The organism is Bacillus sp. ILBB4, from assembly GCF_035064545.1.
Lineage (GTDB): Bacteria > Bacillota > Bacilli > Bacillales > Bacillaceae_H > Priestia.
Window position 1 is genome coordinate 645153 of record NZ_JAIQVD010000001.1, and the last position, 21625, is coordinate 666777.

Below are 21625 nucleotides of genomic sequence, written 5' to 3' on the forward strand. Positions count from 1 at the left end.
GGGTCTTCTCCTGCCTGGTGTTCACTGCATGTTTCTTTCCTAGTTATTCTACCATACGTCCGACTACTGGTCGAATGTTTCAATAATTTTATTAAAATTATTTTTGCTAACTCCCTCATACTGAATAACCTTTGAGAAATATGTACTGTGACTGCTAGATAGTAAAATACATTGGGCAATTATTAAAAACACAAATTGAATAACCACTAATTTAATTAAAATTCGTTCTATTCGATTCACCTTTTTTCTCCTTTTGTAAGAAGTAATACCTTTGCTTACAGTTTAGGAAAGAGAAGTTTTTTTTATACGCTAAAGAAGACCTTTTCTTCTTAGGTCGAGCTGACGCTTTAAGGTATAACGAATCATCATTTCTTTCGTTTGTTTTTCCATATTCATAAATTTAATAGATAGCTGACCTACTTTACAAGGAGTCGGGGCGGTAATTTGTACAACTTCCCCTTTTAATTCAAGATGCTGCAAAGCTCCCTCACGATTAGGAAGACTTAATCGTACAACAACCGAATCTTTCTCATTAAAAAGCAGCGAGTGATGGAAGGAGCCGGCTATTCCACCTGCACTGATGTTTTTAGTCATGATTTCCATTACATCCTGCTGTTCTTGTTCACTTTCTATCACCGCCTTCACTGTAAGCGGCACACGGAAAAAATTTCTTCTTTGGATGGATTTTAACTTTTTATCGCCCGGGTAAAAGAGCTTCACAACAGGCATGCCTTTTATTTCACGCCCTGTTACTTCAGTTGGAAAGGCATATACATTTTGATCATATCCAATAAACGTAGCAAGCAATTTTGTACCTTTTAGTAAAAAAGCACTTCGCTGCGTTTCTTCATTTAGCGGATAGCTAATATAAATCACGTCTTCCGTAAACTCAACTACTTTACATCGATATGTTTGTTGTAATGTAGACTCTCTGTGCCCGCTCTCTAACGTCAACCTCATTCCCGCTTTTATCATCTTCTCTCTCCTTCAGTTCCACTATATACACTTTTTCCCTTTATTTAAACATAGTCAAATATGTTTATTTTGTAAATATAAATTAGTTATTTAGACTCAATAAAATATTACAAAACACAAAAACCAGTGTCTATAGACACCGGTTTTTATCAACTTTACACTTCATTATATAAAGGTTCTGAGTTTTGCAATTTTTCGACTTTTTCTTCAAAACCCGTATCGGCATTGATGAAAATACGATACGTATCATTTTTTATTGTCCCTAAAAACTCATAGCATAGCACTTCTTCGTTTAAATCATTCGTAATAATTGCCAAGCGTTCTTCCATCACTTTTACATTCGAGTTCAGCTTGGTTTTTGCCTGTTCTTTCGAAATTTTAGGTTTTGGAATATCTCTTGTACGATGTTTTAATAAGAAGTCTTTAGCTGAGAAACCAATCACAGATCCATCTTCTAAAGACATTTTCATTTTAACTGAATCCGGATAAATCCGAACTCCACTTTCCGTTTGCTCTACGAATGTAAAGACTCCCATATTATCATATTGAGCGCTTTCAGCCATCACTAGGCTTTCAAAACGATGATCTTTTAAAAACTTAGTCGCTTTGTTCATAGCATCGTTTAAACTAATATTTTGTTTTTTAATATCTCGATCTTCGAGCACCCAAAGCGGATATCCACCTTTTTGTGTAATATCCATATACGTCTCTTGTTTAGTCTTTGGATCTGTAATGGTTAAGCTGTACACCTCATAATCGGCATCTTTTCCGCTCTTTACAATATGAATTTGTTCATTTCCTTTTAAATTCAAAAACGAACGCGCCACTTGTTTTGCAACATCTTCACTAACTTCTCTACCTTTTAATTGATGAAAAGCGTTTTTTTCCTGCTCATTCGTTGCATTCATAACGCCTAAATCTGTTTCGGCAAAAGAATCCATACTTTTTTCAACGGTTTTTAATCCGTCAATAATCGTATTGTCCCCTTGCTTTTCTTTTGTGGCTAAGGCTAGCTCAACATCCATCCAGCGCAAGTTATTATCAATGACTAGATGCTGTACTTGGCGCATTTCATTTTGAATTTCGCCTGACTGATCATAAAGCGAATTTAACGTTTTATACTCTTTATCTGTTAGGGGGGATTTGCTTAAATCCCTTACCGCCACTTTATACGTAAAGTCACCAACATCTGAAAGAAACTCTTCTGTTTTATTGAACGGTAAAAGCGATAAAGGCAGCTGTCCTACATTGTTATGAGCCTCAGAAGTTAAACGCCATACTTCTGCAAGCGCGGGCGAAAGCTGATCTCTCGAACTCATGGCGAGCGTGCCACCAATTTTATCATTTAATAAATCTAGCTGATATGACAAATCATGAAATGCTCGTTGATACGTATTCTCCGCTTGAAGCAGCACAGCATCTTTTTCTTGATGTTCGCTGTACCCCCAATACCCTACACCTACAACACCAATAGCTAATAATACAATTAAAATTGTTCGAATCATGTTTCCTTCACCTCTCTTTATCGACAGAAAATGTGTTTCCCGATTTGCTTAATTTGAGGACGTGACCAAATCCATGCGCTTGTTGCTGTATCCGGATTAAAGTAATAAATAGCATTCCCAGTAGGATCCCATCCGTTAATCGCATCCATAACCGCTTTTTTAGATGTTGGATTGGGTTCAAGCCAAATTTGCCCATCTGCTACGGCAGTAAATGCACGCGGTTCAAAAATAACTCCAGCGACTGTATTTGGAAATGACGGACTGTTAACTCGGTTCAAAATAACGGCCGCTACGGCTACTTGGCCATTATATGGTTCACCCCGTGCTTCACCATGCACGGCATTTGCCATGAGCTGAATATCGTTTTGTGAAAAACCGCTTGGTACATTCACCGCTGTTGGCTTTTGTGCTTTTTCTTTCTGTTGTTCAGAATTTCCTTTAGACGTATTACGCTGCGGCTGACTGGCAGGTTTTTTTGTTTGAGAAGATCCGCTTTGTGCTTTTTGCTGACCATTGTTCACCCTGCTTTTCCCACTGCTACCGCTTCCTTTAGACTGTTGATCAAGAGGCTGACCGCCATAGTGCGTAAACTTATTCCCTTTTCTAATTTGATTTTTCACATAGTTTTCGTGATATTTTGTTGCGTTGGCTAATTTAATCTTTGTTTGCCAGCCTGCTAAACCGTCAATCTTTTTAATGCCAAATTCATATTGAAAATTGCGCAGTGCCCAGTATGTGCTCCATCCAAATACACCGTCAATTTTCCCATTATAATAACCTAAATACTGAAGTCTCGACTGCAGCTCAATAACGTCATCTCCAACTGCTCCGTGTTGAATGACTTGATTTGAAAACGCGTGAGCGGCCTTTGGACTCACAACGGATGCTGCAATAAATGAACATATGCATATGAGACATGCATACTTTTTAAAACATCGAAATGATAACATGACAAAACCTCCTACATCGTATGTAACTGATAAGATGATAGGAGTATTTTTTGTAAAGGTTGTTTTTTTATACAAGATGCGCAAAATTTACCGAAATGAAAAAAACTCAGCTCGTAAATCTCTCAAAAAAGATTTACAAGCTGAGCCTAGACAATCGATGGCTGTTTGGCCTTTTTTACTTTTCTTAACGCCAGCCACCATAAATAAATCATAAATGGAATAATAATAAATACCCAATGATCCATTGTTTTTAAAATATAATCATATGTTCCATGTAAAATGAGCGGCGCAAATACGGAGTACAGCGTCCACTTCGTTTTTTCCTTTCCTTCAGAAAACTTTGCTTTCCCTAAATAATACCCCATAATGACGCCGAATAAAGCATGACTAGATACGGGTAAAAAGGCTCTTCCTAGCGCTGATTCTAAACCATTTGCAAATAAATATAAAATATTTTCAACGGTAGCAAAACCTAATGAAACAGCTGCCCCGTAAACAATTCCATCATAATGCTCATCAAATTCCACATGCTGATAAATCGTGAAATATAAAATGAACCATTTGAAAAATTCTTCTAAAAAGCTTGTCGTAAAAAATGCTTGAAGAAAAGGTGATTGAAAAACGTGTTCTTCACCAAATACATATTGAATAAACATAATTGGCAAAACAAGCATTGCTCCAAAAATAAATGTTTTTAATACCATTGAAATAGGCTCAGTTTCATATTCATCTTTCAAATAAAAAAAACTTAACAATGCCAATCCTGGCGCAATGCCTGCAGATACAATCGCCAACATAAATAGCGCCTCATCTCCTCTATTTTTTTTAATAGTAACATGTTATCTTTAGGATGAAAATCTCCGTCTATAATGTCCTTATCTTTATATGTAAATGCTCACATAACTTGCTGTCGATTTACAAAGCCTAACAAAGACCTTAAACAAGTATACCAAAAAATGTATCATACTTATATGAAAAATTGAAAGGAGCTCTCTATGAAAACTGTTTATATTCTTCACACCGGCGGCACAATCTCTATGAAAGAAGACATGGCAACTGGATCGGTAACACCAGATATTCAAAATCCGCTCCACCGCTCAACATCATCTGTTTCAGGTATGGCCAATGTAATCGTAGAAGAAGCATTTCATCTGCCTTCTCCTCACATTACTCCTAAGGAAATGCTTATACTTTCAAGAAAAATACGCGATAAAATTAATGAAGGCAAAATTGATGCAGTCGTGTTAACCCACGGTACGGACACGCTGGAAGAAACCGCTTATTTTTTAGATTTAACAGTGCATACAGATATTCCAATTGTCTTAACTGGAGCCATGAGATCAAGCAATGAAATTGGTTCAGACGGTCCTTATAATTTTATATCTGCGGTTCGGGTGGCTATTAGTGACGGTGCAAAGGGAAAAGGTGTCTTAGTTGTGATGAACGATGAAATTCATACCGCTGAAAATGTGACCAAGACCCACACAAGCAACGTGGCGACATTTCAAAGCCCTCAGTACGGGCCAATAGGATTAATCACAAAACGCGGCGTATCTTTTCACCACATGCCTACAGAACATGAATTTTATCCTGTCAATCAGATAGATAAACAAATCACTTTATTAAAAGCTTATGCAGGAATGGACGACCATTTATTTCGAGCAGTGGCTTCAATGAATGTTGATGGACTTGTAATTGAAGCCCTCGGTCAAGGAAATCTACCTCCTCTCACAATTCCAGGCATTCAATTGCTTTTGGAGCGAAAGATACCCATCGTGCTCGTTTCTCGCTGTTTTAATGGAATTGCTCAAGATGTATATGGATATGAAGGCGGTGGCAAGCAGTTGAAAGAGATGGGCGTTATTTTTTCAAATGGCTTAAATGGTCCTAAAGCACGCATTAAACTGTTAGTTGCTCTCCAAGTAACAACGAATCATGATGAGCTGCAGCAGCTATTTAATCATTAGTAAAACAACGCATAGAAGCCTATGCGTTGTTTTTGTTGATAATATGAGAAGCAATGGATTTTCCATGAAAACGTCCATTTTCGATAAAAATCTCATTAGCATTGTTTCCTGCAGCAATCACACCAGCGATATAAATTCCTTCCACGTTTGTTTCCATCGTCTCTTCGTTAAAAGAAGGGCGGCCTGTTTCATCATCTAATTCCACACCCATTTTTGTTAAGAACGAATGATCAGGGTGATAGCCAGTCATGGCAAAAACGAAATCGTTATTAATCGTAGATTCTTTCCCTTCCTGCTCATATGTTACCGTTTCATCCGTTATCTTTGTTACATGAGCATTAAAATGCATCCCAATTGTTCCATTTCGAACCAGCGCCTCAAATTCAGGCAATATCCAAGGTTTTACGCTAGGTGAGTAATCTGAGCCACGATAAATAACCGTCACCCTTGCATCACACTTCACCAATTCCAGAGCTGCATCGACACTAGAGTTTTTTCCGCCTATAACGACTACATCTTTATCAAAGTACGGATGCGCTTCTTTAAAATAATGAAATACCTTTGATAAATCTTCACCAGGCACATTCATATAATTAGGATGATCGTAATAGCCCGTAGCTATAATGACATTCTCCGCTTCATATGTCTCTTTAGATGTTGTGACAATAAATTGGTTTTCCGCTTGTTTGTCTACTTGCAAGACACGTTCAAACGGCTGAATTCGAACTTGCTTGCGCTTCACCACTTCTCGGTAGTAAGCAAGAGCTTGGTTGCGCACAGGCTTACGATTTTCGGTAATAAAAGGGACATCCCCAATTTCTAGTTTTTCACTCGAACTAAAAAACGTTTGGTGGGTGGGATAGTTATAAATTGCATTCACAATGTTCCCTTTTTCAATTACAAGGGCATCAATACCTGTATGTTGAAGCTCAATAGCTGCTGAAAGGCCGCATGGTCCTCCGCCAACAATAATTACTTTTTCTTTCTTCATGCCTGTCACTCCTTCAGTTGTAAACGCACCTTTTTTTTATTTTAACGCAGTGTAAAACAAAAAAATCTCCTCATTAATGATAGGAGATTTTTTCTATTTACGCAATTGTTCTGCTGTTCTGTTTTTAAATCCAGCCTCTGAAACGAGAGCCTTCTGCCATTTTTCTTACGCCTATCATATAAGCAGCTAGACGCATGTCGACTTTTCGAATTGTAGAGGTTTCATAGATGTTATTAAATGATTTAACCATTACTTTTTCAAGCTTTTCTTCTACTTCTTCTTCCGTCCAATAATAACCTTGGTTATTTTGCACCCATTCAAAATAAGAGACTGTTACACCGCCGGCACTTGCCAAAACGTCTGGAACTAATAAAATTCCTCTCTCTGACAAAATGCGCGTTGCTTCAAGAGTTGTTGGTCCATTTGCTGCTTCTACTACAATACTCGCTTGAATGTTATGGGCGTTTTCTTCTGTAATTTGATTTTCAATCGCAGCTGGAACTAGGATGTCACAGTCAAGTTCAAGTAGCTCTTTGTTGCTGATTGTATTATTGAATAATTTCGTTACTGTACCAAAGCTATCGCGTCGATCTAATAAATAATCAATGTCTAAACCGTTAGGGTCATGCAGCGCTCCGTACGCATCGGATATCCCTACAATTTTAGCGCCAGCGTCGTGCATGAACTTAGCTAAAAAGCTTCCTGCATTTCCAAACCCTTGTACTACTACCCGTGCACCTTGTAATTCAATGCCTCGTTTTTTCGCTGCTTCACGGATACAGATAGTTACTCCTTTTGCAGTCGCTGTTTCACGGCCGTGCGAACCACCTAAGACAAGGGGCTTTCCAGTAATAAAGCCCGGTGAGTTAAATTCATCAATCCGGCTGTATTCATCCATCATCCAAGCCATAATTTGTGAATTTGTAAACACATCCGGCGCTGGAATATCCTTTGTTGGTCCAACAATTTGGCTAATCGCACGAACATATCCGCGGCTTAAACGCTCTAATTCTCCAAAAGACATATTTCGAGGATCACAAACAATTCCACCTTTTCCTCCACCGTAAGGAAGGTCAACGATTCCACATTTTAAACTCATCCATATAGATAGAGCTTTTACTTCTTTTTCAGTTACGTTTGGGTGAAAACGAATTCCGCCTTTCGTAGGACCAACTGCATCGTTATGCTGCGCTCGGTGACCTGTAAAAATCTTAACTGATCCGTCATCCATACGAACAGGAATTTTTACTGTCATCATTCGTAATGGCTCTTTTAATAGTTCATACACTTCATCAGGATAGCCTAGTTTTTCTAACGCTTTATGTATCACTGTTTGTGTAGATTTTAAAACATCATGCTTCTCTTCTTGACTATTTTTACTGTCTTGCATCTTGTCGGCTACCATCTGTAAACCTCCTAAAATGTATCGAAAATTATTCGTTTTTAATTGAATGGTGCTTCTTTCATGACATAGTATACACCCTTAGTTTTACATTGCAAAGGAAAATATCGAACTTTTAGTATTTTTTGTGTTCTTCTAAGAAAACGCTTCCATTAACTTTACAAGGTATGCTACAATGTTTTAAGTCTGCCTCTTTTCTAGTATGCTTTAATCGTCTAAAAAAAATAAAAAACACCCGGTGATAAAGAGCACTTTCAACAACTTTGTACAAGCTGAAAGTGCAGCCACTCTTATTTTAATAAAAGTGCTTTATCCTTCACGGGTGTAATTATTTCAATTAAACAGTTAAGAAAAGACAGAGTTAATATACTCCAAAGCTCTCTTTTCTACTAACATTTTTCCATATTCATTTACGCGGTGCTTTGTAATTGTAGAGGGATTTCCATACTCCGCCAAAACCGCAATCATATTCCCCACTTCAGCCGGTGACAGCATGTGATAATCCAACAGCACGTAAAAACGTTTTTCAAATGAATAGAGCACGCTATCCGTATCGTAAAAGTTTGACATGCGTTTGGTCAGCTGAATGACATCTTCAAATGAATCAAACTCAAAAAACATGTCTTCGCTTTCATCTAGCATGACCTGCATTTCAATGAAGTCTTCGAACTCGTCTTCATCTAACTCACCGTAGCTGGTTTTTTCTTCATACTGCTTTGTCACAAATACAACCATTCCCTGTGCTTGAAGTGAAAAAACTTCTACCGAAAGAGAATTTGTAGGTTCAAAGTTCAGTTCTTGAGAAGCTTGCTCTATCATCTCACGAAAGAGTTGCTTTACTTTGAATGTATCTGTCCATAGATCTTCTTTTGTTAACCCTCTTTCTTTTAAATCATCGTAGGTCAAAAAAACTTTTAGCTTATTATAGTTTAATCGTTCAAGCCTCATTAGCGTCCCTCCCCGCTTGCACTCATAACCACATGGTTCGATAATGCAGTATATGTATTTTTTGGAAAACGGTTCGTGATGTTTACTTACGAGTTTACAGGTTTATGATAGGAAAGACAAGCTATTCTCAATCAATTTCTGCTAATTTTTTTGTTAGCCAGCTGTTCCACTCTTCTTTTGTATTTCCTAAAATAAACGGCTGGGCCTCGCCTTTTCTTTTGCTATCTAAACCATCAAACACATAACCGCCTAATCCTACTTTGAGATGCGGGAATTTCTTTATCATTTGGTTCGTCAAATTTAGTGTTTTCTCGGCATTTTCCATCATTGTGCATGACATAAATAAAAACGTTGGGTCTACTTCTTTAACAATTAACTCAACATCTTTATCTTCAATGCTGCTTCCTAAATAAATAACCTCAAACCCTTTACGGCGTAAAAATAGCGTAAAGATTAGGAGTCCCACTTCATGTGTCTCGTTAGGCCCGCATACAGCAATCGCTTTAGGCAATAAGCCATTTGAAGGCAGCGAATAAAAAATCATGCTGATACGCGTTTTTAATACTTGAGTCGTATAATGCTCGTGAGCACTTGTAATTTGCCCTTTTTCCCACATATCTCCAACCGTCACGAGTAGAGAACCCAAAATATCAATAACCACTTTTTCTACCGAATACAGGCTAAAAGCATGATTAATTAAATCCTGTGCTTTTCCTTCTTCAAAAGATAAAAGCATCGTTAACAGCTCATCCCTAATTTTTTGAGGGGAATCCACTTCTCCTTCTTCTTCAAACGTTCCTACTGTACTACTTTCCGTTTCTAATAACGAAACCGCTTGACTTATGGTAAAACCTCCGCTCACTTTTTCCGTGAGCCATTTTAATTTCCTCAAATCTTCCTCTGTATATAACCGATGCCCCGAATCGTTGCGGACAGGATTTAAAATTTGATAACGTCGTTCCCATGCACGCAAAGTTCCCGGCTGGATTCCGACCATATTTGAGATGGCTTTAATGTTATACTTCCCTTCGTGAGCCATACGTAACCTCCAACTACTCTTCGTGAACTGTATCTATTAATTGAATTATAGGATAAGTTATCCTGTGTGTAAAATTTGTATATGCTATGTAAAGATTTTGTTCAAGGCTATTCTTTCCTTTTTAAAGTGATATAATGCGTTTGGGCTCTAGCTTGTAAACGGAGAGGCAATGAGGTTGTACCATATCCGTTACTGACAAAAAGAGGAATCTTTCGTTTTTCTTTCAGCCCTCCTAATTCATACATACCAAAATTAAATAAACGTATCTGTCCCCCGTGTGTATGTCCGCTCAAAATTAAATCTACTTTTGATTCTTCATCTACATAATAGATAACATCAGGATTGTGGCTTAGAAGAATGGTAAGCTGTTCAGGTTCAATGGAAGAAACAGCTCTCTTTAGATTTATCTGACCTTCTGATAAATCATCTACCCCCGCAAAATGGCATGTAGTACCATATTTGGAAATGGCAAAGACATGCTCGTTTTTAAGGGCAATAACTCCTTCATCTTTAAGCATCTGCTTCAATTGCATTTGACTTACTTCGTAATCATTATTTCCCCACACAAAATAGACGGGTCCTAGCGTTTTAAGCTTTTGAATATTTTGACGAGCCCGCAATAAAGGGACTCCTCCTTCTAATAAATCACCGCCTATGATCACAAAATCTACTTCGCCCGGTATTTTTTCCAACAGCTTCGACGAAACTGTTCGCTTATGTATATCCGATATAAAAAACAGGCGCAAAGGCTGCTGATTTTCAGGAAATCTTGATAAATGAATCGTTCTTTCTTCGACATATGTACGATGGGCTTCTGAAAACATAAAAATCAGCAAGCCTATGCCTAACGCTAAAACAATTAAAAGAATAACCATATATTCTCCTTCTTTTCATTTTATGTCCGGTGTGTTTCTGTTAAAGAAGAAAGGGCATAAATTATCGCAATTGTTAACAAACCTACTACTTGATAAAGCGCAATTGCACTTAACGATAAAATTCCTATCACACATAGACATGAAACAAGGTATTCATGCCATTTTACCTTATAGCCTTTTAGAAGCAACCGACTTTGCAGAAACACTTTACGAACTGCCGCCGACAGACAAAAAAGAGCCGTAAAAAACAAGATTATAACACTAAACACATCTAACGGATGTAAAATCATTTGAATAAGTAAATAGGTTAACGAAGCTTTTGAGCCTACAGCCGTTAAACTGCTGATATAATAACTGCATAACCACGCAGCCAGCAAGTTAAACCAATCCCTCACAAAAAAACCCCCTTCACTAAACTTCTATGTAAAAAGAGGCTTTTTCATGCGATTCTATTTGTTTTCATGATATAAATTAATTCCATAGGTTGACTGCATCCAGCGGAACGTTTCTTTTCGGTGCTCCCATGTTTCAGGCGTCGCCCATAACTCTTTGCTTCTTTTAATAATCTCACAGCGCAAATCTTGAAAAGTCTTTTCTGCTTTCTCGCTTTTTTTCCGCAGCTGTACAGTATAAAAGTAAAGTGAGACGGTAAGCAATAGAAACATCAAATGCCCCATGTTGCCTAACAAAAATGAAAAAAATTCGCTAAACGTCGTAAAAAACCCGCTTTGAAATATGAAAAAAAAGTAGCTAATAACAGCCGTTACACTGGCTAAAAACAAAAGCTTCCATTTTTTCTCTTTAGCTTTCAGCTTATTGACTGTCTCTTTTCTTTTAATAACGCTCGCTAATATATATTGAAGTGTTTCATCGCTTTCAAAGTCTATCACTTTGTTTTCCATCATTCCACCCCCTCGTATGCTAGTACAACATATGAGGGAACATAAAAGATTATGTGGGTAGCACTGAAAATAATGGCTGTTTCCTTACCCTTTACTGCATTAGTTCTTCTGGCTGTGCAGATTCCCCTTTTAATTTTCGTATCTGCAGGCCTAATAAAAAATCAATGAGAAAATGAGTAAAAATCGTGACATACAAATTTTCAGTCCACCAAAAAAGTAACCCTATTAAAAAGCTTAAAAACACAACCGAAATAAAAAGAAACCACTTTTTTAAATATCGAATGTGAACGAGTGCAAATACGATACTCGCCCAAAAAAGGCCAAACTGAACTTGTATAACCCCTCGAAATAGTATTTCTTCTGAACATGCAACGATTAGGCAAATAAGGACCAGATGAGGAACAGAACGATTAGCAAATAAACGTTCATTGATCCCTCCGTCATCGTATAAATGCTCAGGTACGCATTTCATTAGAAGTATATCTCCTCCTACTACCAAGAGAGCTGTTCCTCCCCCGTACAATAAAATAGAAGACCAATCCAGCTGAAAAAACTGTAAAAAGGAATTCCACGAATCGAATGTAAAAAAACCGATGCCTAAAGCAATGAAGCAGATGAGCAGCTGTGTTACATATAAATTTTTAACTAGCTCTGCATCTGTCATGGATGAAATAAGCTCTTGCTGTGATTTTGCCATTATATCTCTCCTTGACGAAGCAAACGAGCTAATTCTAATTCCCAGCCTTGAAATGTCCATTGCTCCTGCTCACCATTTGTTTTTTTATAGTTTTCTAAATCCAAGCCGCAGCAATCGCAACAATTCTCAAGCTCTGATTTTCCCGTTTCATCGAAATAGCCAAGCAGCACGTGACGACGGCATTCTTTTGTCTCAATAAACCCCTTCATCGCACGATACTTGTCATGTTTGTTTCGAAGACGTTTATTTACAGCTGTAACAATCGTTTCATGCAGCGATTCAGGAATTTTCCAGGGTTCAACATGTTCATTTTCCACTGCATTTTCTCTGTACAAATAATAACGAATAAATCGCCAATGTGTTTCTTGAACACCCACTGTATAAAGAAAGTGAGACTCTACTTGTTTTAAAGGAATGGCCTGATCATGGTTTCGTAAATACGACAAGCAGTATAAGATGGTATCTGAAGAAGGAAGCTCAATTTCAAGTAAAGAATGAGCAAAATCATCATCTCCTTCAGCATAAAGCAAGATCGCAATACTGTTTCGCTGATCGCGTCCACTTCTTCCAATTTCCTGTACATATGCTTCCAGCTGCGTAGGTGTATGAAAATGAATAACAAAGCGAACATTCGATTTGTTAACCCCCATTCCAAATGCACTTGTGCAGCAAATGATATCAAGCTGATTTTCTAAAAATTGCTGTTGAACAAGCATTCTTTCATTCGGTTCCATTCCCCCATGGTAATACTGCACTCGCTGTATCCCATTTTCCTTTAGAAGCTGTGTTAATGCTTCTGTCCAAGATCGGCTGGAACAATAGATAATTCCCGGACCTTGCAGTTCACTAACGTACATCAGTAACTTCTCTTTTTTTTCTTCAATACTTGCAACAAAATCAACTTTCATCGCAATATTACTTCGATTCATGGAATAGATGTGCTCGTTGACAGCAGGAAGCGATAAGTAGCGCTTAATATCTTCCACTACTTCCCTAGTCGCAGTTCCCGTTAATGCCAGACATAGCGGACTGCCAAGTTCCTTCCATATATCTCCTAGCTGTAGATAATCTAAACGAAAATCATGTCCCCACTGAGAAATACAGTGCGCCTCGTCCACAACGAAAAGGCCTACCTTTGCCTGCTTTAATGCTTCTACTACAACAGCATTTTGCAAAATTTCAGGAGATGCATAAATAAAACGATAAAAAGCTAAATTTTTTAGCGCTCGTTGTTTTTCTTCTTGTTGTAGGAAACTATTTAAGGCAATAACTCGCTTTTCTCCGCTTGCCTTTAGTTGTTGAACTTGATCTTCCATCAGTGAAATTAAAGGAGATACAATCAGCACCGGTCGGTTCAACAAATAAGCTGGGAGCTGATAGCACAATGATTTTCCTGTTCCTGTAGGAAGAACCGCTAACACATTATGACCCGTTAAAATATCTTGAATAATCTCTTTTTGTCCTAGTCGAAATTGGCTATAGCCAAATTGTTTCTGTAGAAGTTGTTCTATCTTCACATCAAACACCACTTTTTTTAGTATCAGGTAAAATGTTTTGCTAATACGAGACGAATCTGAAAATAGGTAACGTCGTCTTTTACTTCTTCCTTTATCACCTTTAATTTATTTGTACGCAAACCTTCAAAGGCTGAGACAATTTCTTCCTGCTGCTTAGGCGATACGTATGCATCGATTGAAAAAGATGGAACAAACAGAGCTAATTCTGCAATATGATCTTCAATTGTACTTTCTTTTAAACGCCTTATATAAGCAATTTCTTCAAGCGTCTTGCCTTTTTGAAGCCAGCTATACGTTTTTAACGTCGAGCTTGTCAAAGGCAATTCTAAATATAGATCACGTAAAAAAGAAGAAAGTACATGAAAGCTTTCATTATTTTTACTCACTTTTTCAATGATATGGTGAATAACCCCTAAAAGTTGAATATGAACATAATGCTCATCGAGTTCATATTGATATGCTAACTGATTTTTTGTAAAGCCTACTCTTTGGTATCCAGTCAATTGCAAAACAAAAAGAGACGCGTCCCGTTCCGTACAACCTTTCAAGCACGTTCGGAGCTCTTCGAATAGCTCGGCCGCTAACTCTTGACGCGTTTGCTTTTGAGACATAATATACGTTTTGACCCATTGAATAACCTCAGGATTTTTGGAAATGGGTAAAAACCCTTTTTGAAAATACTGTAGGTTTGATAAGGTCTGAATGAACAAAGTGATTCTTGCTAAAAATAATTGAGTACTGCTTGCGAATTTCCATCCGTCTAAAGCTGGATGAAAGGGTCGAGCCGTCAGTTCATCTTCAAGGCGTGCTTGTCCCTTATCTGTCATCACATACTTTTGATTTTCAGTTTCTTCAATATACTGCTGTTCTTTTAAATATGCAACGCAGGTTTCAAAAGACCGTTTATCTAAGTAAACAAATGACTGAAAAAGAAACGAAATTCTAAAAATTTTTCCGTCTTGAATCGTTTGAGCTGACTTTTTACCTGTTAATAAATGATAAATACCATAGGCGGTTCGCTCACCTTTTAACTGTTTTATACAAAATAAAATGCTAACTTGAATATAATTCAAAGGTGTCAACTTCCTTTCTCATTCATTGTACCAAAAGTGACCAATAGCATGTGAGATAAAGGCTTTTTAGCTCTTTCCTTTATGTATCAAAACGTTTGGGTAAGTGAAGAAACCTTGATTTGATAAGCATTCTCAGTGACTTTTCTATTGAAAAGTTTTATAAATCATTTTACAATGAATAAGGAGAAATTTCACTCTTGATTCGCGAAGAGATTATATAATGAGAAATTTTCGAACACTTTACAGGAGGTCTTGTTATGCCAAAATATACAATTGTTGATAAAGATACTTGCATCGCATGCGGCGCTTGCGGAGCAGCAGCACCAGACATTTATGATTATGATGATGAAGGTATTGCATTCGTAACATTAGATGATAACCAAGGTGTAGTAGAAATTCCAGAAGATCTAGAAGATGATATGATGGATGCAATGGAAGGCTGCCCTACGGATTCAATTCGCGTAGCGGATGAAAAATTCGAAGGCGATGCTAATAAATTCGAATAAGTATTGAGCAAACCTGTAGTGTACATGCTGCAGGTTTTTTTATATATAAAAATCGCTCTCCCCGGGAGAGCGATTGAATTAAACAGCAATGCGACGCGTGATCCATTGCTTCATTTTTGAAAACAATAAGACAAAGATAACCCCTGTTGCTGCTCCTTTTATTAAGTTAAACGGCAAAATACCTGCAACGATATATTGACGTGCTTGTTCACTAGACATTTCTGGCGATTGTAAGAAGATTGTATACGCTGGCAAGAAGACATAATAATTTAAGACAGCCATGAGTACCGTCATTACCACCGTACCCGTAACCAAACCTATCGTTACGCCTTTAGCCGTTTTAAATCGGTTGAACATGTATGATACAGGAAGAACGAACAGTAAACCAGCCACAAAGTTCGCCACTTGACCAACTGGAACCCCTGTAGCACTTCCTTGAATTAAATAATTCAATAAATTTTTTATTCCTTCTACTATAACAGCAGCCATCGGTCCGAATACAAGTGCTGCTACGAGTGCAGGAATTTCGCTAAAATCAATTGTTAAAAACGGAGGTAATCCAGGAATTGGAAAGTTAATCATCATTAAAATATAAGCAATACTACTTAACATTCCTAGTACAACCAGCTTTTGAGTTTTCTTACTTTGTTGCATCTTGCCTCTCTCCTTCTTTGTGATCCACTCTTCAAAGAAGAAAGGTTCAACTTTATATCCCCACGCAAAAACCTCCCAACAAATGATTCGTTGAGAGGAGACATGGCAGGCATATTTAATAAACGTTCATCACATTAGGTTTTGAACGCTGAACCTCCACCTTCTCCCATCCAGACTGTACTGTCGGCTTTGGAGTTTCACCAAATCTGCTCGTATGTATTACATATAAGCTCGCGGGCTCAAAACAATTTGTTTTTTACCGCCGGTCGGGAATTTCACCCTGCCCCGAAGATAGACCAATATTTAATTATGAATTTATTATATGTTATCTCGAATTAAAAGTAAATAAAGAAGTTTTTTAATTCCTATTAAATTGATGTCTTTTATAAACTTCATTACTGTTTTTATATGTAAAATAAGTAAATAAGTGCATAACCAACAGCATTATGACATATTTATAGTTCCAATTTACGTTTATAATTGTGTATTTGATAACTAATCGTAAAGTTTGAAAAATACAATTGACAGAATTTTTTTAACATGGTAAATTATCAAATATTTGATGATAGTAAAATCCAAGGGAGATGTTCACGTCATGTATAATGTGTTAGTAGCTGATTCAATTAGCAATGAAGGTCTTGCTCCACTACTTGAAGCTCCTCATGTGAATCTTACGCGAAAAAAAGTTGAAGAAGTTGAGAATGATTTGCATACGTACGATGCGCTTTTAGTACGGAGTGCTACGACGGTTACAGAGGATTTGCTGGCAAAAATGCCGAATTTAAAAATTGTTGCTCGCGCTGGAGTAGGGGTCGATAATATTGATATTGAAGCCTCAACCAAACGAGGGGTTGTCGTTATTAACGCACCGAACGGAAATACCATTTCAACGGCGGAACATACATTTGCTATGATGGCTAGCTTGTTTCGTCATATCCCCCAAGGAAATGCTTCAGTTAAAGCGCGCGAATGGAACCGCTCAGCATTTGTTGGAACAGAGCTTAACCGCAAACACCTGGGCATTATCGGATTTGGACGAATTGGCTCAGAACTTGCCAAACGCGCAAAAGCCTTCAATATGAGCGTTCACGTTTACGATCCTTTTTTAACCTCTTCCCGAGCTGAAAAGCTAGGAGTAGAACTATTATCCCTGGATGAATTACTAGCAGCAGCGGATGTAATTACCGTGCACACTCCGCTTACGAAAGAAACAAAGGGATTGCTCAATCATGACACATTAGCCAAAACAAAGAAGGGTGTGTTTTTATTAAACTGCGCGCGCGGCGGAATCATTGATGAAAAAGCCTTAGTTCATTATTTAGAAATTGGCCATGTTCAAGGTGCAGCTATTGACGTATTTGAAGTTGAGCCGCCGATTGATAACCCTTTGTTACATTTTGATCAAGTTATTACAACTCCCCATTTAGGAGCTTCTACAAAAGAAGCCCAGCTTAACGTTGCTGAGGACGTGGCACATGATGTTCTGCGTTTTCTAGAAGGTAATCCTGTAAGCTCATCCATTAATTTGCCAACGCTTTCTAAAGAAGTTTTTGAAAAAATTCAGCCGTTTACGAGCCTTACTAAACAAATGGGAGCCATTTTATCTCAATGCATGCGAGAACCTGTTCAGCATATCTCTATCTCCTACGGAGGTACAGTGACGGATTTGGAAACCACTTATATTACACGGAGCTTGTTATCAGGCTTTTTAACTCATCGGATCGACTCACCTGTTAATGAAGTCAATGCTTCTATGATTGCCAAAGAACGAGGAATTACATTTGGTGAAAAAACATCGGAAGATACGCAAGGATATTCCAATATGATTGACGTTACCGTAACAGGGGAACAGCGTATATTTACCATTACGGGCACCTATATAGCAGGCTATGGACCTCGAATTATTAATATTGATTCGTTTGATATTGATTTTTATCCGGAAGGACATCTTCTTTATATCCGTCACAGTGATCAGCCCGGAGTTATTGGAAATGTAGGGAAAGTACTTGGAGATTTACGTATTAACATTGCTACCATGCAAGTGGGCCGTAAGCAAAAAGGCGGAGAAGCCATTATGATGCTTACGTTTGATAAACTTTTAGATGATTCTGTCATTTCCTCGTTAAAACAAACAAGCGAAATTGTGACCATACAGCGTATTGAATTGTGACATTAAAAAAAGAGCCTTAGCGGCTCTTTTTTTATGGACTTATCTTTAACACTTGTCCTGCATTTAACATCGTATTTTCTAAATGATTCCACTTTCTTAGCTGATCAATATCTACTTCATATTTGACTGCGAGCTCAGATAATGTATCTCCTTGATGGATAAGAATACAGTTATCAGAAGTCTGATGTAACTGCTGAAAAACCGTGGCAGCTAAATCGCTTTTTACGTATGCCGATAGTTTTTGCTTGTCCAATTTGGCAAGTGGGTTTACTGCATTGGTTTTATCCGGATTCCAACTTCCTTGATGAACTTCAAAATGCAAATGTGCACCTGAAGATCGCCCTGTATTGCCAACTCGTCCAATGTTTTGACCTGCGGCTACACGATTTCCTTCTGCAACAAAACGTTCCTCTAGATGAGCATAGACCGTTTCGTATCCATTTGTTTGTTTGATAAAAACAACCTGTCCGTATGTATTTGAATAGTAAGAGCGGCTCACCACTCCTTTTGCAACAGCATACACCTGTGTACCAACAGGTGCTGCTATATCAATTCCAAAGTGTTTGGCGTGACGAGAACCAAATATATCAGTTAAGACTCCTTCAACCGGCCACTCCCACTGCTTCTCTTCTGCTTTTACCATTTGCCCGCCCAAAAATAAAAGACCTATACACAATCCCATTACTAATACAACCAATATTCTTCTTAACACGTCAATCATGAAGAAAGAACCTCCTATGTAGATCATTGCACACAAAACATACTATATGCCAATTCCTTCTCTTTTAGACTTGTTTATAGAAAAAATAAAGAGATGTGATTTTCCACTGAATCACATCTCTTTGCTATTCTTATTATTTCAGCCGAACAAACTGTTATTTAGCATGTGCTTACTTTGGCAGTTTAATAAAGAAAGTTGTTCCTTCATTTAATCCACTTTCAACCGCAATGATCCCTTGATGTGCCTCCACAATATTTTTGGCGATTGCAAGCCCAAGACCAGTTCCTGACTTCCCTCTTGTTCTGGCTTTATCCGCTTTATAAAATCGTTCAAATACAAATGGAAGATCTTCTTTCGGAATGCCTGCTCCTGTATCTTGAACAGAAAGATGGATTTCGGATTGACTTTTATCAAGATGCAGCTTTACTTCTCCGTAGTCATCCGTATGACGAATGGCATTATCAATTAAGTTTGTCAGCACTTGTTCCATACGGTCTGAATCAATCATCGCTTCAAATTCATCTTCTATTTTTCCATTAAGAGACAGTTTAATATGTTTTTCTTTAGCTAACCCTTGAAACTTACGCAAAACACGTTCTGTAAATTCAACCATTGCTACAGATTCTAAGTGAAGCTGCACATGTCCCGCTTCCATTCGCGCCAAATCTAAAAGTTCATTTACAAGCCGGCCCATACGGAGTGATTCATCATAAATCACCTGTGCAATTTCTTTCTTTTCTTCATCCGTACTTGCAATATCGTCAATAATAGCTTCACTATAACCTTGAAGCATAGAAATAGGTGTACGCAATTCATGAGACACGTTTGCAATAAAATCTTTTCTCGATTTATCAAGTTTACGCTCTTCAGACATATCACGTAGTACAGCTACAGCACCGCGAATTTTCGTTTGATTATAGAGCGGTGACATTAAAATGACCCACGTTTTCCCTTGAATTTTCAATTCTGCACTTCGCTCCGTTTCAGTCTCTACTACCGTTTGAAACAAATGGACGACGTTTGCTGGAAGCTCAGGGACCTGCTGATTGTTGACATCCTGCTCGTAATACCAAGTCTGAAGAAAATGCTCCGCTGGGGGATTGGTAATTAAAATCGATCCGTCTCTACTAAACGTAATAACACCGTCTGCCATACTGCTTAAAATACTTGAAAGCTGCTCTTTTTCCTGATTGAGCGCATTGAGGTTAAACTTTAACTGCCTGCCCATTTGATTAAAAGCAATCGCTAACTCTCCAATTTCATCGTGAGTTAAAATAGGTACTTTTGTATCAAAGTTGCCTTTTGTTACTTCAAATGCCGCCTGCCTCATTTTTCTAAGAGGCGCTGTAATTCGAGTGGATAAGAAAAAAGCAAAGATAGTAGTTAAAATAATAGCAATACCTGCAGCCAATAAAATGAACTTAGTCGTATATTGAGCGGGTTCTTCAATTTCAGAAAGAGATTGATACAAATAAACGCCGCCTGTTGGTTTGTTATCTTTCATTAAAGGTACACCGACAACAAACATTAAAGGCTCATCACTCGTGTCTTTCTTTGTAGTCATGTACATTTTTTCCCGTATTACTTTACCTTTTTCAACCACTTGATTTAGCTGATCGTTTTGTTTAACAATGGCCGAAATAGCTTTCTTATTTTCTTTATCAGGATGTGTGGAATGCCAATAAAAATCTTTGTCTTGAACAATAACTACACTTGCTTGGTCTGCAAGTTCACGAGCAATCGATAGTCCTAGTTTTTCATCGTCCGTTTCCTGCACAATGGTAGAGATTTTAGCAGCCGTTTTAGTTAAACGGTTTTCTGCATCTACAACATGATAATTTTCAAAAAACTGAAGCAGTAAAATGGTCAAAATAAATAAAACAAGCGTGACGAGCAATAGGATAGTAAACCATAGTTTACCAACTACACTTCTCCAAAACATCAGTTATTTTCAACCTCAAATTTATACCCTACTCCCCAAACGGTTACAATCATTTTCGCCGCTTGTGACGATACACGATTTAACTTTTCACGCAAACGCTTGACGTGCGTATCTACCGTACGAAGATCTCCAAAGAAATCATAATGCCATACTTCACGCAGCAGCTGCTCTCTGTCATATACTTTATCTGGCGTTTTTGCGAGATAGCATAATAATTCATATTCTTTTGGAGTTAAGTTAACTTCTTTTCCGTCTGCTGTAACGCGATGTGCATCATTATCAATCGTTAAGTGATCAAAGACAATAAGATTTTTCACGCTCGTTTCTGGTTGAATAAACGTTGCTTGAGAAGAACGTCGAAGCAGTGCTTTTACGCGAAGAACCACTTCTCTTGGGCTAAACGGCTTAACGATATAATCATCTGTACCTACTTCAAACCCTTGGACTCTGTTTACTTCTTCCCCTTTAGCTGTAAGCATGATAATAGGAGTTGCTTTTTTCTCCCGAATTTGTTTACAAACCTCAATACCGTCTATGCCGGGCATCATTAAATCTAATACAATCAAATCATAATCTATGTGTAACGCTTTTTCGATTGCTTCATGCCCATCGGCTGCTTCTTCAATGATGTATCCTTCTTTTTCTAAGTACATTTTTAACAATCGTCTAATGCGATCTTCATCGTCTACTAGCAGTAATCTTTGTTCGTTTTGCATGTATTTTCAACCTCCTAGTCTTAGTGTACAAAAAAAAACCGGCGAGTTCTACTTATGATACCCAAACAATGTGAC

At 37.8% G+C, this 21625-nt stretch carries 22 protein-coding genes and 1 riboswitch; of the genes, 3 read left to right on the top strand and 19 right to left on the bottom strand.

Going from position 1 to position 21625, the window contains the following annotated elements:
• Positions 1–63 precede the first annotated feature (63 nt).
• The 5 genes from LAV82_RS03440 to prsW all read right to left on the bottom strand — a co-directional run bounded on the left by LAV82_RS03440 (position 64) and on the right by prsW (position 4227).
• Complete coding sequence (locus tag LAV82_RS03440) at positions 64–240, bottom strand: YpfB family protein (protein WP_013059030.1); 177 nt, start codon at positions 238–240, stop codon at positions 64–66.
• A 69-nt stretch (positions 241–309) separates the two neighbouring features.
• Positions 310–975 carry a flagellar brake protein gene (locus LAV82_RS03445; protein ID WP_499715663.1) on the bottom strand — a complete coding sequence of 222 codons (666 nt, stop codon included), beginning with the start codon at positions 973–975 and terminating at the stop codon, positions 310–312.
• 155 nt (positions 976–1130) lie between these two features.
• Positions 1131–2480, bottom strand: a complete 1350-nt coding sequence (gene ypeB, locus LAV82_RS03450) for a germination protein YpeB (protein WP_029320395.1) — start codon at positions 2478–2480, stop codon at positions 1131–1133.
• A 17-nt stretch (positions 2481–2497) separates the two neighbouring features.
• The gene (gene sleB, locus LAV82_RS03455; protein ID WP_098757642.1) at positions 2498–3430 is read right to left on the bottom strand and encodes a spore cortex-lytic enzyme; all 933 of its coding nucleotides are present in this window, start codon (positions 3428–3430) and stop codon (positions 2498–2500) included.
• Between the two features lie 146 nt (positions 3431–3576).
• Positions 3577–4227 carry a glutamic-type intramembrane protease PrsW gene (prsW, locus tag LAV82_RS03460; RefSeq protein ID WP_013059034.1) on the bottom strand — a complete coding sequence of 217 codons (651 nt, stop codon included), beginning with the start codon at positions 4225–4227 and terminating at the stop codon, positions 3577–3579.
• Between the two features lie 198 nt (positions 4228–4425).
• On the opposite strand from prsW, the gene LAV82_RS03465 reads away from it, so the two are divergent.
• Positions 4426–5397 (top strand): asparaginase, encoded by a 972-nt coding sequence (locus LAV82_RS03465; protein ID WP_029320392.1) that lies wholly within the window; start codon positions 4426–4428, stop codon positions 5395–5397.
• Positions 5398–5416: 19 nt separating this feature from the next.
• On the opposite strand, the gene LAV82_RS03470 is transcribed toward LAV82_RS03465, so the two are convergent.
• The 10 genes from LAV82_RS03470 to LAV82_RS03515 all read right to left on the bottom strand — a co-directional run bounded on the left by LAV82_RS03470 (position 5417) and on the right by LAV82_RS03515 (position 14841).
• Positions 5417–6388, bottom strand: a complete 972-nt coding sequence (locus LAV82_RS03470; RefSeq protein ID WP_057273987.1) for a YpdA family putative bacillithiol disulfide reductase — start codon at positions 6386–6388, stop codon at positions 5417–5419.
• Positions 6389–6512: 124 nt separating this feature from the next.
• The gene (locus LAV82_RS03475; RefSeq protein ID WP_371399835.1) at positions 6513–7778 is read right to left on the bottom strand and encodes a Glu/Leu/Phe/Val family dehydrogenase; all 1266 of its coding nucleotides are present in this window, start codon (positions 7776–7778) and stop codon (positions 6513–6515) included.
• A gap of 357 nt (positions 7779–8135) precedes the next feature.
• Positions 8136–8738, bottom strand: coding sequence for a genetic competence negative regulator (locus LAV82_RS03480; RefSeq protein WP_211077335.1), 603 nt, complete (start codon positions 8736–8738; stop codon positions 8136–8138).
• A gap of 127 nt (positions 8739–8865) precedes the next feature.
• Entirely contained in the window at positions 8866–9777 is a 912-nt protein-coding gene (locus LAV82_RS03485) for a MerR family transcriptional regulator (protein ID WP_013059039.1), read from the bottom strand.
• Between the two features lie 107 nt (positions 9778–9884).
• Positions 9885–10652, bottom strand: coding sequence for a metallophosphoesterase (locus tag LAV82_RS03490; RefSeq protein ID WP_063672637.1), 768 nt, complete (start codon positions 10650–10652; stop codon positions 9885–9887).
• Positions 10653–10672: 20 nt separating this feature from the next.
• Complete coding sequence (locus LAV82_RS03495; protein ID WP_499715664.1) at positions 10673–11047, bottom strand: hypothetical protein; 375 nt, start codon at positions 11045–11047, stop codon at positions 10673–10675.
• Between the two features lie 54 nt (positions 11048–11101).
• Positions 11102–11554, bottom strand: a complete 453-nt coding sequence (locus LAV82_RS03500; RefSeq protein WP_029320381.1) for a DUF2663 family protein — start codon at positions 11552–11554, stop codon at positions 11102–11104.
• 91 nt (positions 11555–11645) lie between these two features.
• Positions 11646–12251 carry a CPBP family intramembrane glutamic endopeptidase gene (locus LAV82_RS03505; RefSeq protein ID WP_499715665.1) on the bottom strand — a complete coding sequence of 202 codons (606 nt, stop codon included), beginning with the start codon at positions 12249–12251 and terminating at the stop codon, positions 11646–11648.
• Positions 12251–13768: a RecQ family ATP-dependent DNA helicase gene (locus LAV82_RS03510; protein ID WP_098279061.1), complete on the bottom strand. Its 1518-nt coding sequence runs from the start codon at positions 13766–13768 to the stop codon at positions 12251–12253. The genes LAV82_RS03505 and LAV82_RS03510 overlap by 1 nt, the downstream gene beginning before the upstream one ends.
• A 23-nt stretch (positions 13769–13791) precedes the next feature.
• Entirely contained in the window at positions 13792–14841 is a 1050-nt protein-coding gene (locus tag LAV82_RS03515; RefSeq protein ID WP_211077330.1) for a YpbB family protein, read from the bottom strand.
• A gap of 257 nt (positions 14842–15098) precedes the next feature.
• On the opposite strand from LAV82_RS03515, the gene LAV82_RS03520 reads away from it, so the two are divergent.
• Entirely contained in the window at positions 15099–15347 is a 249-nt protein-coding gene (locus tag LAV82_RS03520) for a ferredoxin (protein ID WP_013059046.1), read from the top strand.
• Positions 15348–15425: 78 nt separating this feature from the next.
• On the opposite strand, the gene LAV82_RS03525 is transcribed toward LAV82_RS03520, so the two are convergent.
• Positions 15426–16001, bottom strand: coding sequence for an ECF transporter S component (locus LAV82_RS03525; protein ID WP_013059047.1), 576 nt, complete (start codon positions 15999–16001; stop codon positions 15426–15428).
• Between the two features lie 154 nt (positions 16002–16155).
• A riboswitch (FMN riboswitch) is annotated at positions 16156–16298 on the bottom strand.
• 298 nt (positions 16299–16596) lie between these two features.
• Between LAV82_RS03525 and serA the strand changes: the two genes are divergently transcribed.
• Positions 16597–18171 carry a phosphoglycerate dehydrogenase gene (gene serA / locus LAV82_RS03530; RefSeq protein ID WP_055992936.1) on the top strand — a complete coding sequence of 525 codons (1575 nt, stop codon included), beginning with the start codon at positions 16597–16599 and terminating at the stop codon, positions 18169–18171.
• A gap of 31 nt (positions 18172–18202) precedes the next feature.
• On the opposite strand, the gene LAV82_RS03535 is transcribed toward serA, so the two are convergent.
• The 3 genes from LAV82_RS03535 to LAV82_RS03545 all read right to left on the bottom strand — a co-directional run bounded on the left by LAV82_RS03535 (position 18203) and on the right by LAV82_RS03545 (position 21550).
• Positions 18203–18892: a peptidoglycan DD-metalloendopeptidase family protein gene (locus LAV82_RS03535; RefSeq protein WP_057273992.1), complete on the bottom strand. Its 690-nt coding sequence runs from the start codon at positions 18890–18892 to the stop codon at positions 18203–18205.
• Between the two features lie 169 nt (positions 18893–19061).
• On the bottom strand, positions 19062–20834 hold the full coding sequence (locus tag LAV82_RS03540; RefSeq protein ID WP_499715666.1) for an ATP-binding protein: 1773 nt from the start codon (positions 20832–20834) through the stop codon (positions 19062–19064).
• Positions 20834–21550 (bottom strand): response regulator transcription factor, encoded by a 717-nt coding sequence (locus LAV82_RS03545; RefSeq protein WP_013059051.1) that lies wholly within the window; start codon positions 21548–21550, stop codon positions 20834–20836. The genes LAV82_RS03540 and LAV82_RS03545 overlap by 1 nt, the downstream gene beginning before the upstream one ends.
• Positions 21551–21625: the final 75 nt, after the last annotated feature.

Excerpts from the sequence above, each read along its gene's own strand:
- LAV82_RS03445 (WP_499715663.1), bottom strand. The coding sequence starts at position 975 with ATGATAAAAGCGGGAATGAGGTTGACGTTAGAGAGCGGGCACAGAGAG.
- ypeB (WP_029320395.1), bottom strand. The coding sequence starts at position 2,480 with ATGATTCGAACAATTTTAATTGTATTATTAGCTATTGGTGTTGTAGGT.
- sleB (WP_098757642.1), bottom strand. The coding sequence starts at position 3,430 with ATGTTATCATTTCGATGTTTTAAAAAGTATGCATGTCTCATATGCATA.
- prsW (WP_013059034.1), bottom strand. The coding sequence starts at position 4,227 with ATGTTGGCGATTGTATCTGCAGGCATTGCGCCAGGATTGGCATTGTTA.
- LAV82_RS03465 (WP_029320392.1), top strand. The coding sequence starts at position 4,426 with ATGAAAACTGTTTATATTCTTCACACCGGCGGCACAATCTCTATGAAA.
- LAV82_RS03470 (WP_057273987.1), bottom strand. The coding sequence starts at position 6,388 with ATGAAGAAAGAAAAAGTAATTATTGTTGGCGGAGGACCATGCGGCCTT.
- LAV82_RS03475 (WP_371399835.1), bottom strand. The coding sequence starts at position 7,778 with ATGCAAGACAGTAAAAATAGTCAAGAAGAGAAGCATGATGTTTTAAAA.
- LAV82_RS03480 (WP_211077335.1), bottom strand. The coding sequence starts at position 8,738 with ATGAGGCTTGAACGATTAAACTATAATAAGCTAAAAGTTTTTTTGACC.
- LAV82_RS03485 (WP_013059039.1), bottom strand. The coding sequence starts at position 9,777 with ATGGCTCACGAAGGGAAGTATAACATTAAAGCCATCTCAAATATGGTC.
- LAV82_RS03490 (WP_063672637.1), bottom strand. The coding sequence starts at position 10,652 with ATGGTTATTCTTTTAATTGTTTTAGCGTTAGGCATAGGCTTGCTGATT.
- LAV82_RS03500 (WP_029320381.1), bottom strand. The coding sequence starts at position 11,554 with ATGGAAAACAAAGTGATAGACTTTGAAAGCGATGAAACACTTCAATAT.
- LAV82_RS03505 (WP_499715665.1), bottom strand. The coding sequence starts at position 12,251 with ATGGCAAAATCACAGCAAGAGCTTATTTCATCCATGACAGATGCAGAG.
- LAV82_RS03520 (WP_013059046.1), top strand. The coding sequence starts at position 15,099 with ATGCCAAAATATACAATTGTTGATAAAGATACTTGCATCGCATGCGGC.
- LAV82_RS03525 (WP_013059047.1), bottom strand. The coding sequence starts at position 16,001 with ATGCAACAAAGTAAGAAAACTCAAAAGCTGGTTGTACTAGGAATGTTA.
- serA (WP_055992936.1), top strand. The coding sequence starts at position 16,597 with ATGTATAATGTGTTAGTAGCTGATTCAATTAGCAATGAAGGTCTTGCT.
- LAV82_RS03535 (WP_057273992.1), bottom strand. The coding sequence starts at position 18,892 with ATGATTGACGTGTTAAGAAGAATATTGGTTGTATTAGTAATGGGATTG.
- LAV82_RS03540 (WP_499715666.1), bottom strand. The coding sequence starts at position 20,834 with ATGTTTTGGAGAAGTGTAGTTGGTAAACTATGGTTTACTATCCTATTG.
- LAV82_RS03545 (WP_013059051.1), bottom strand. The coding sequence starts at position 21,550 with ATGCAAAACGAACAAAGATTACTGCTAGTAGACGATGAAGATCGCATT.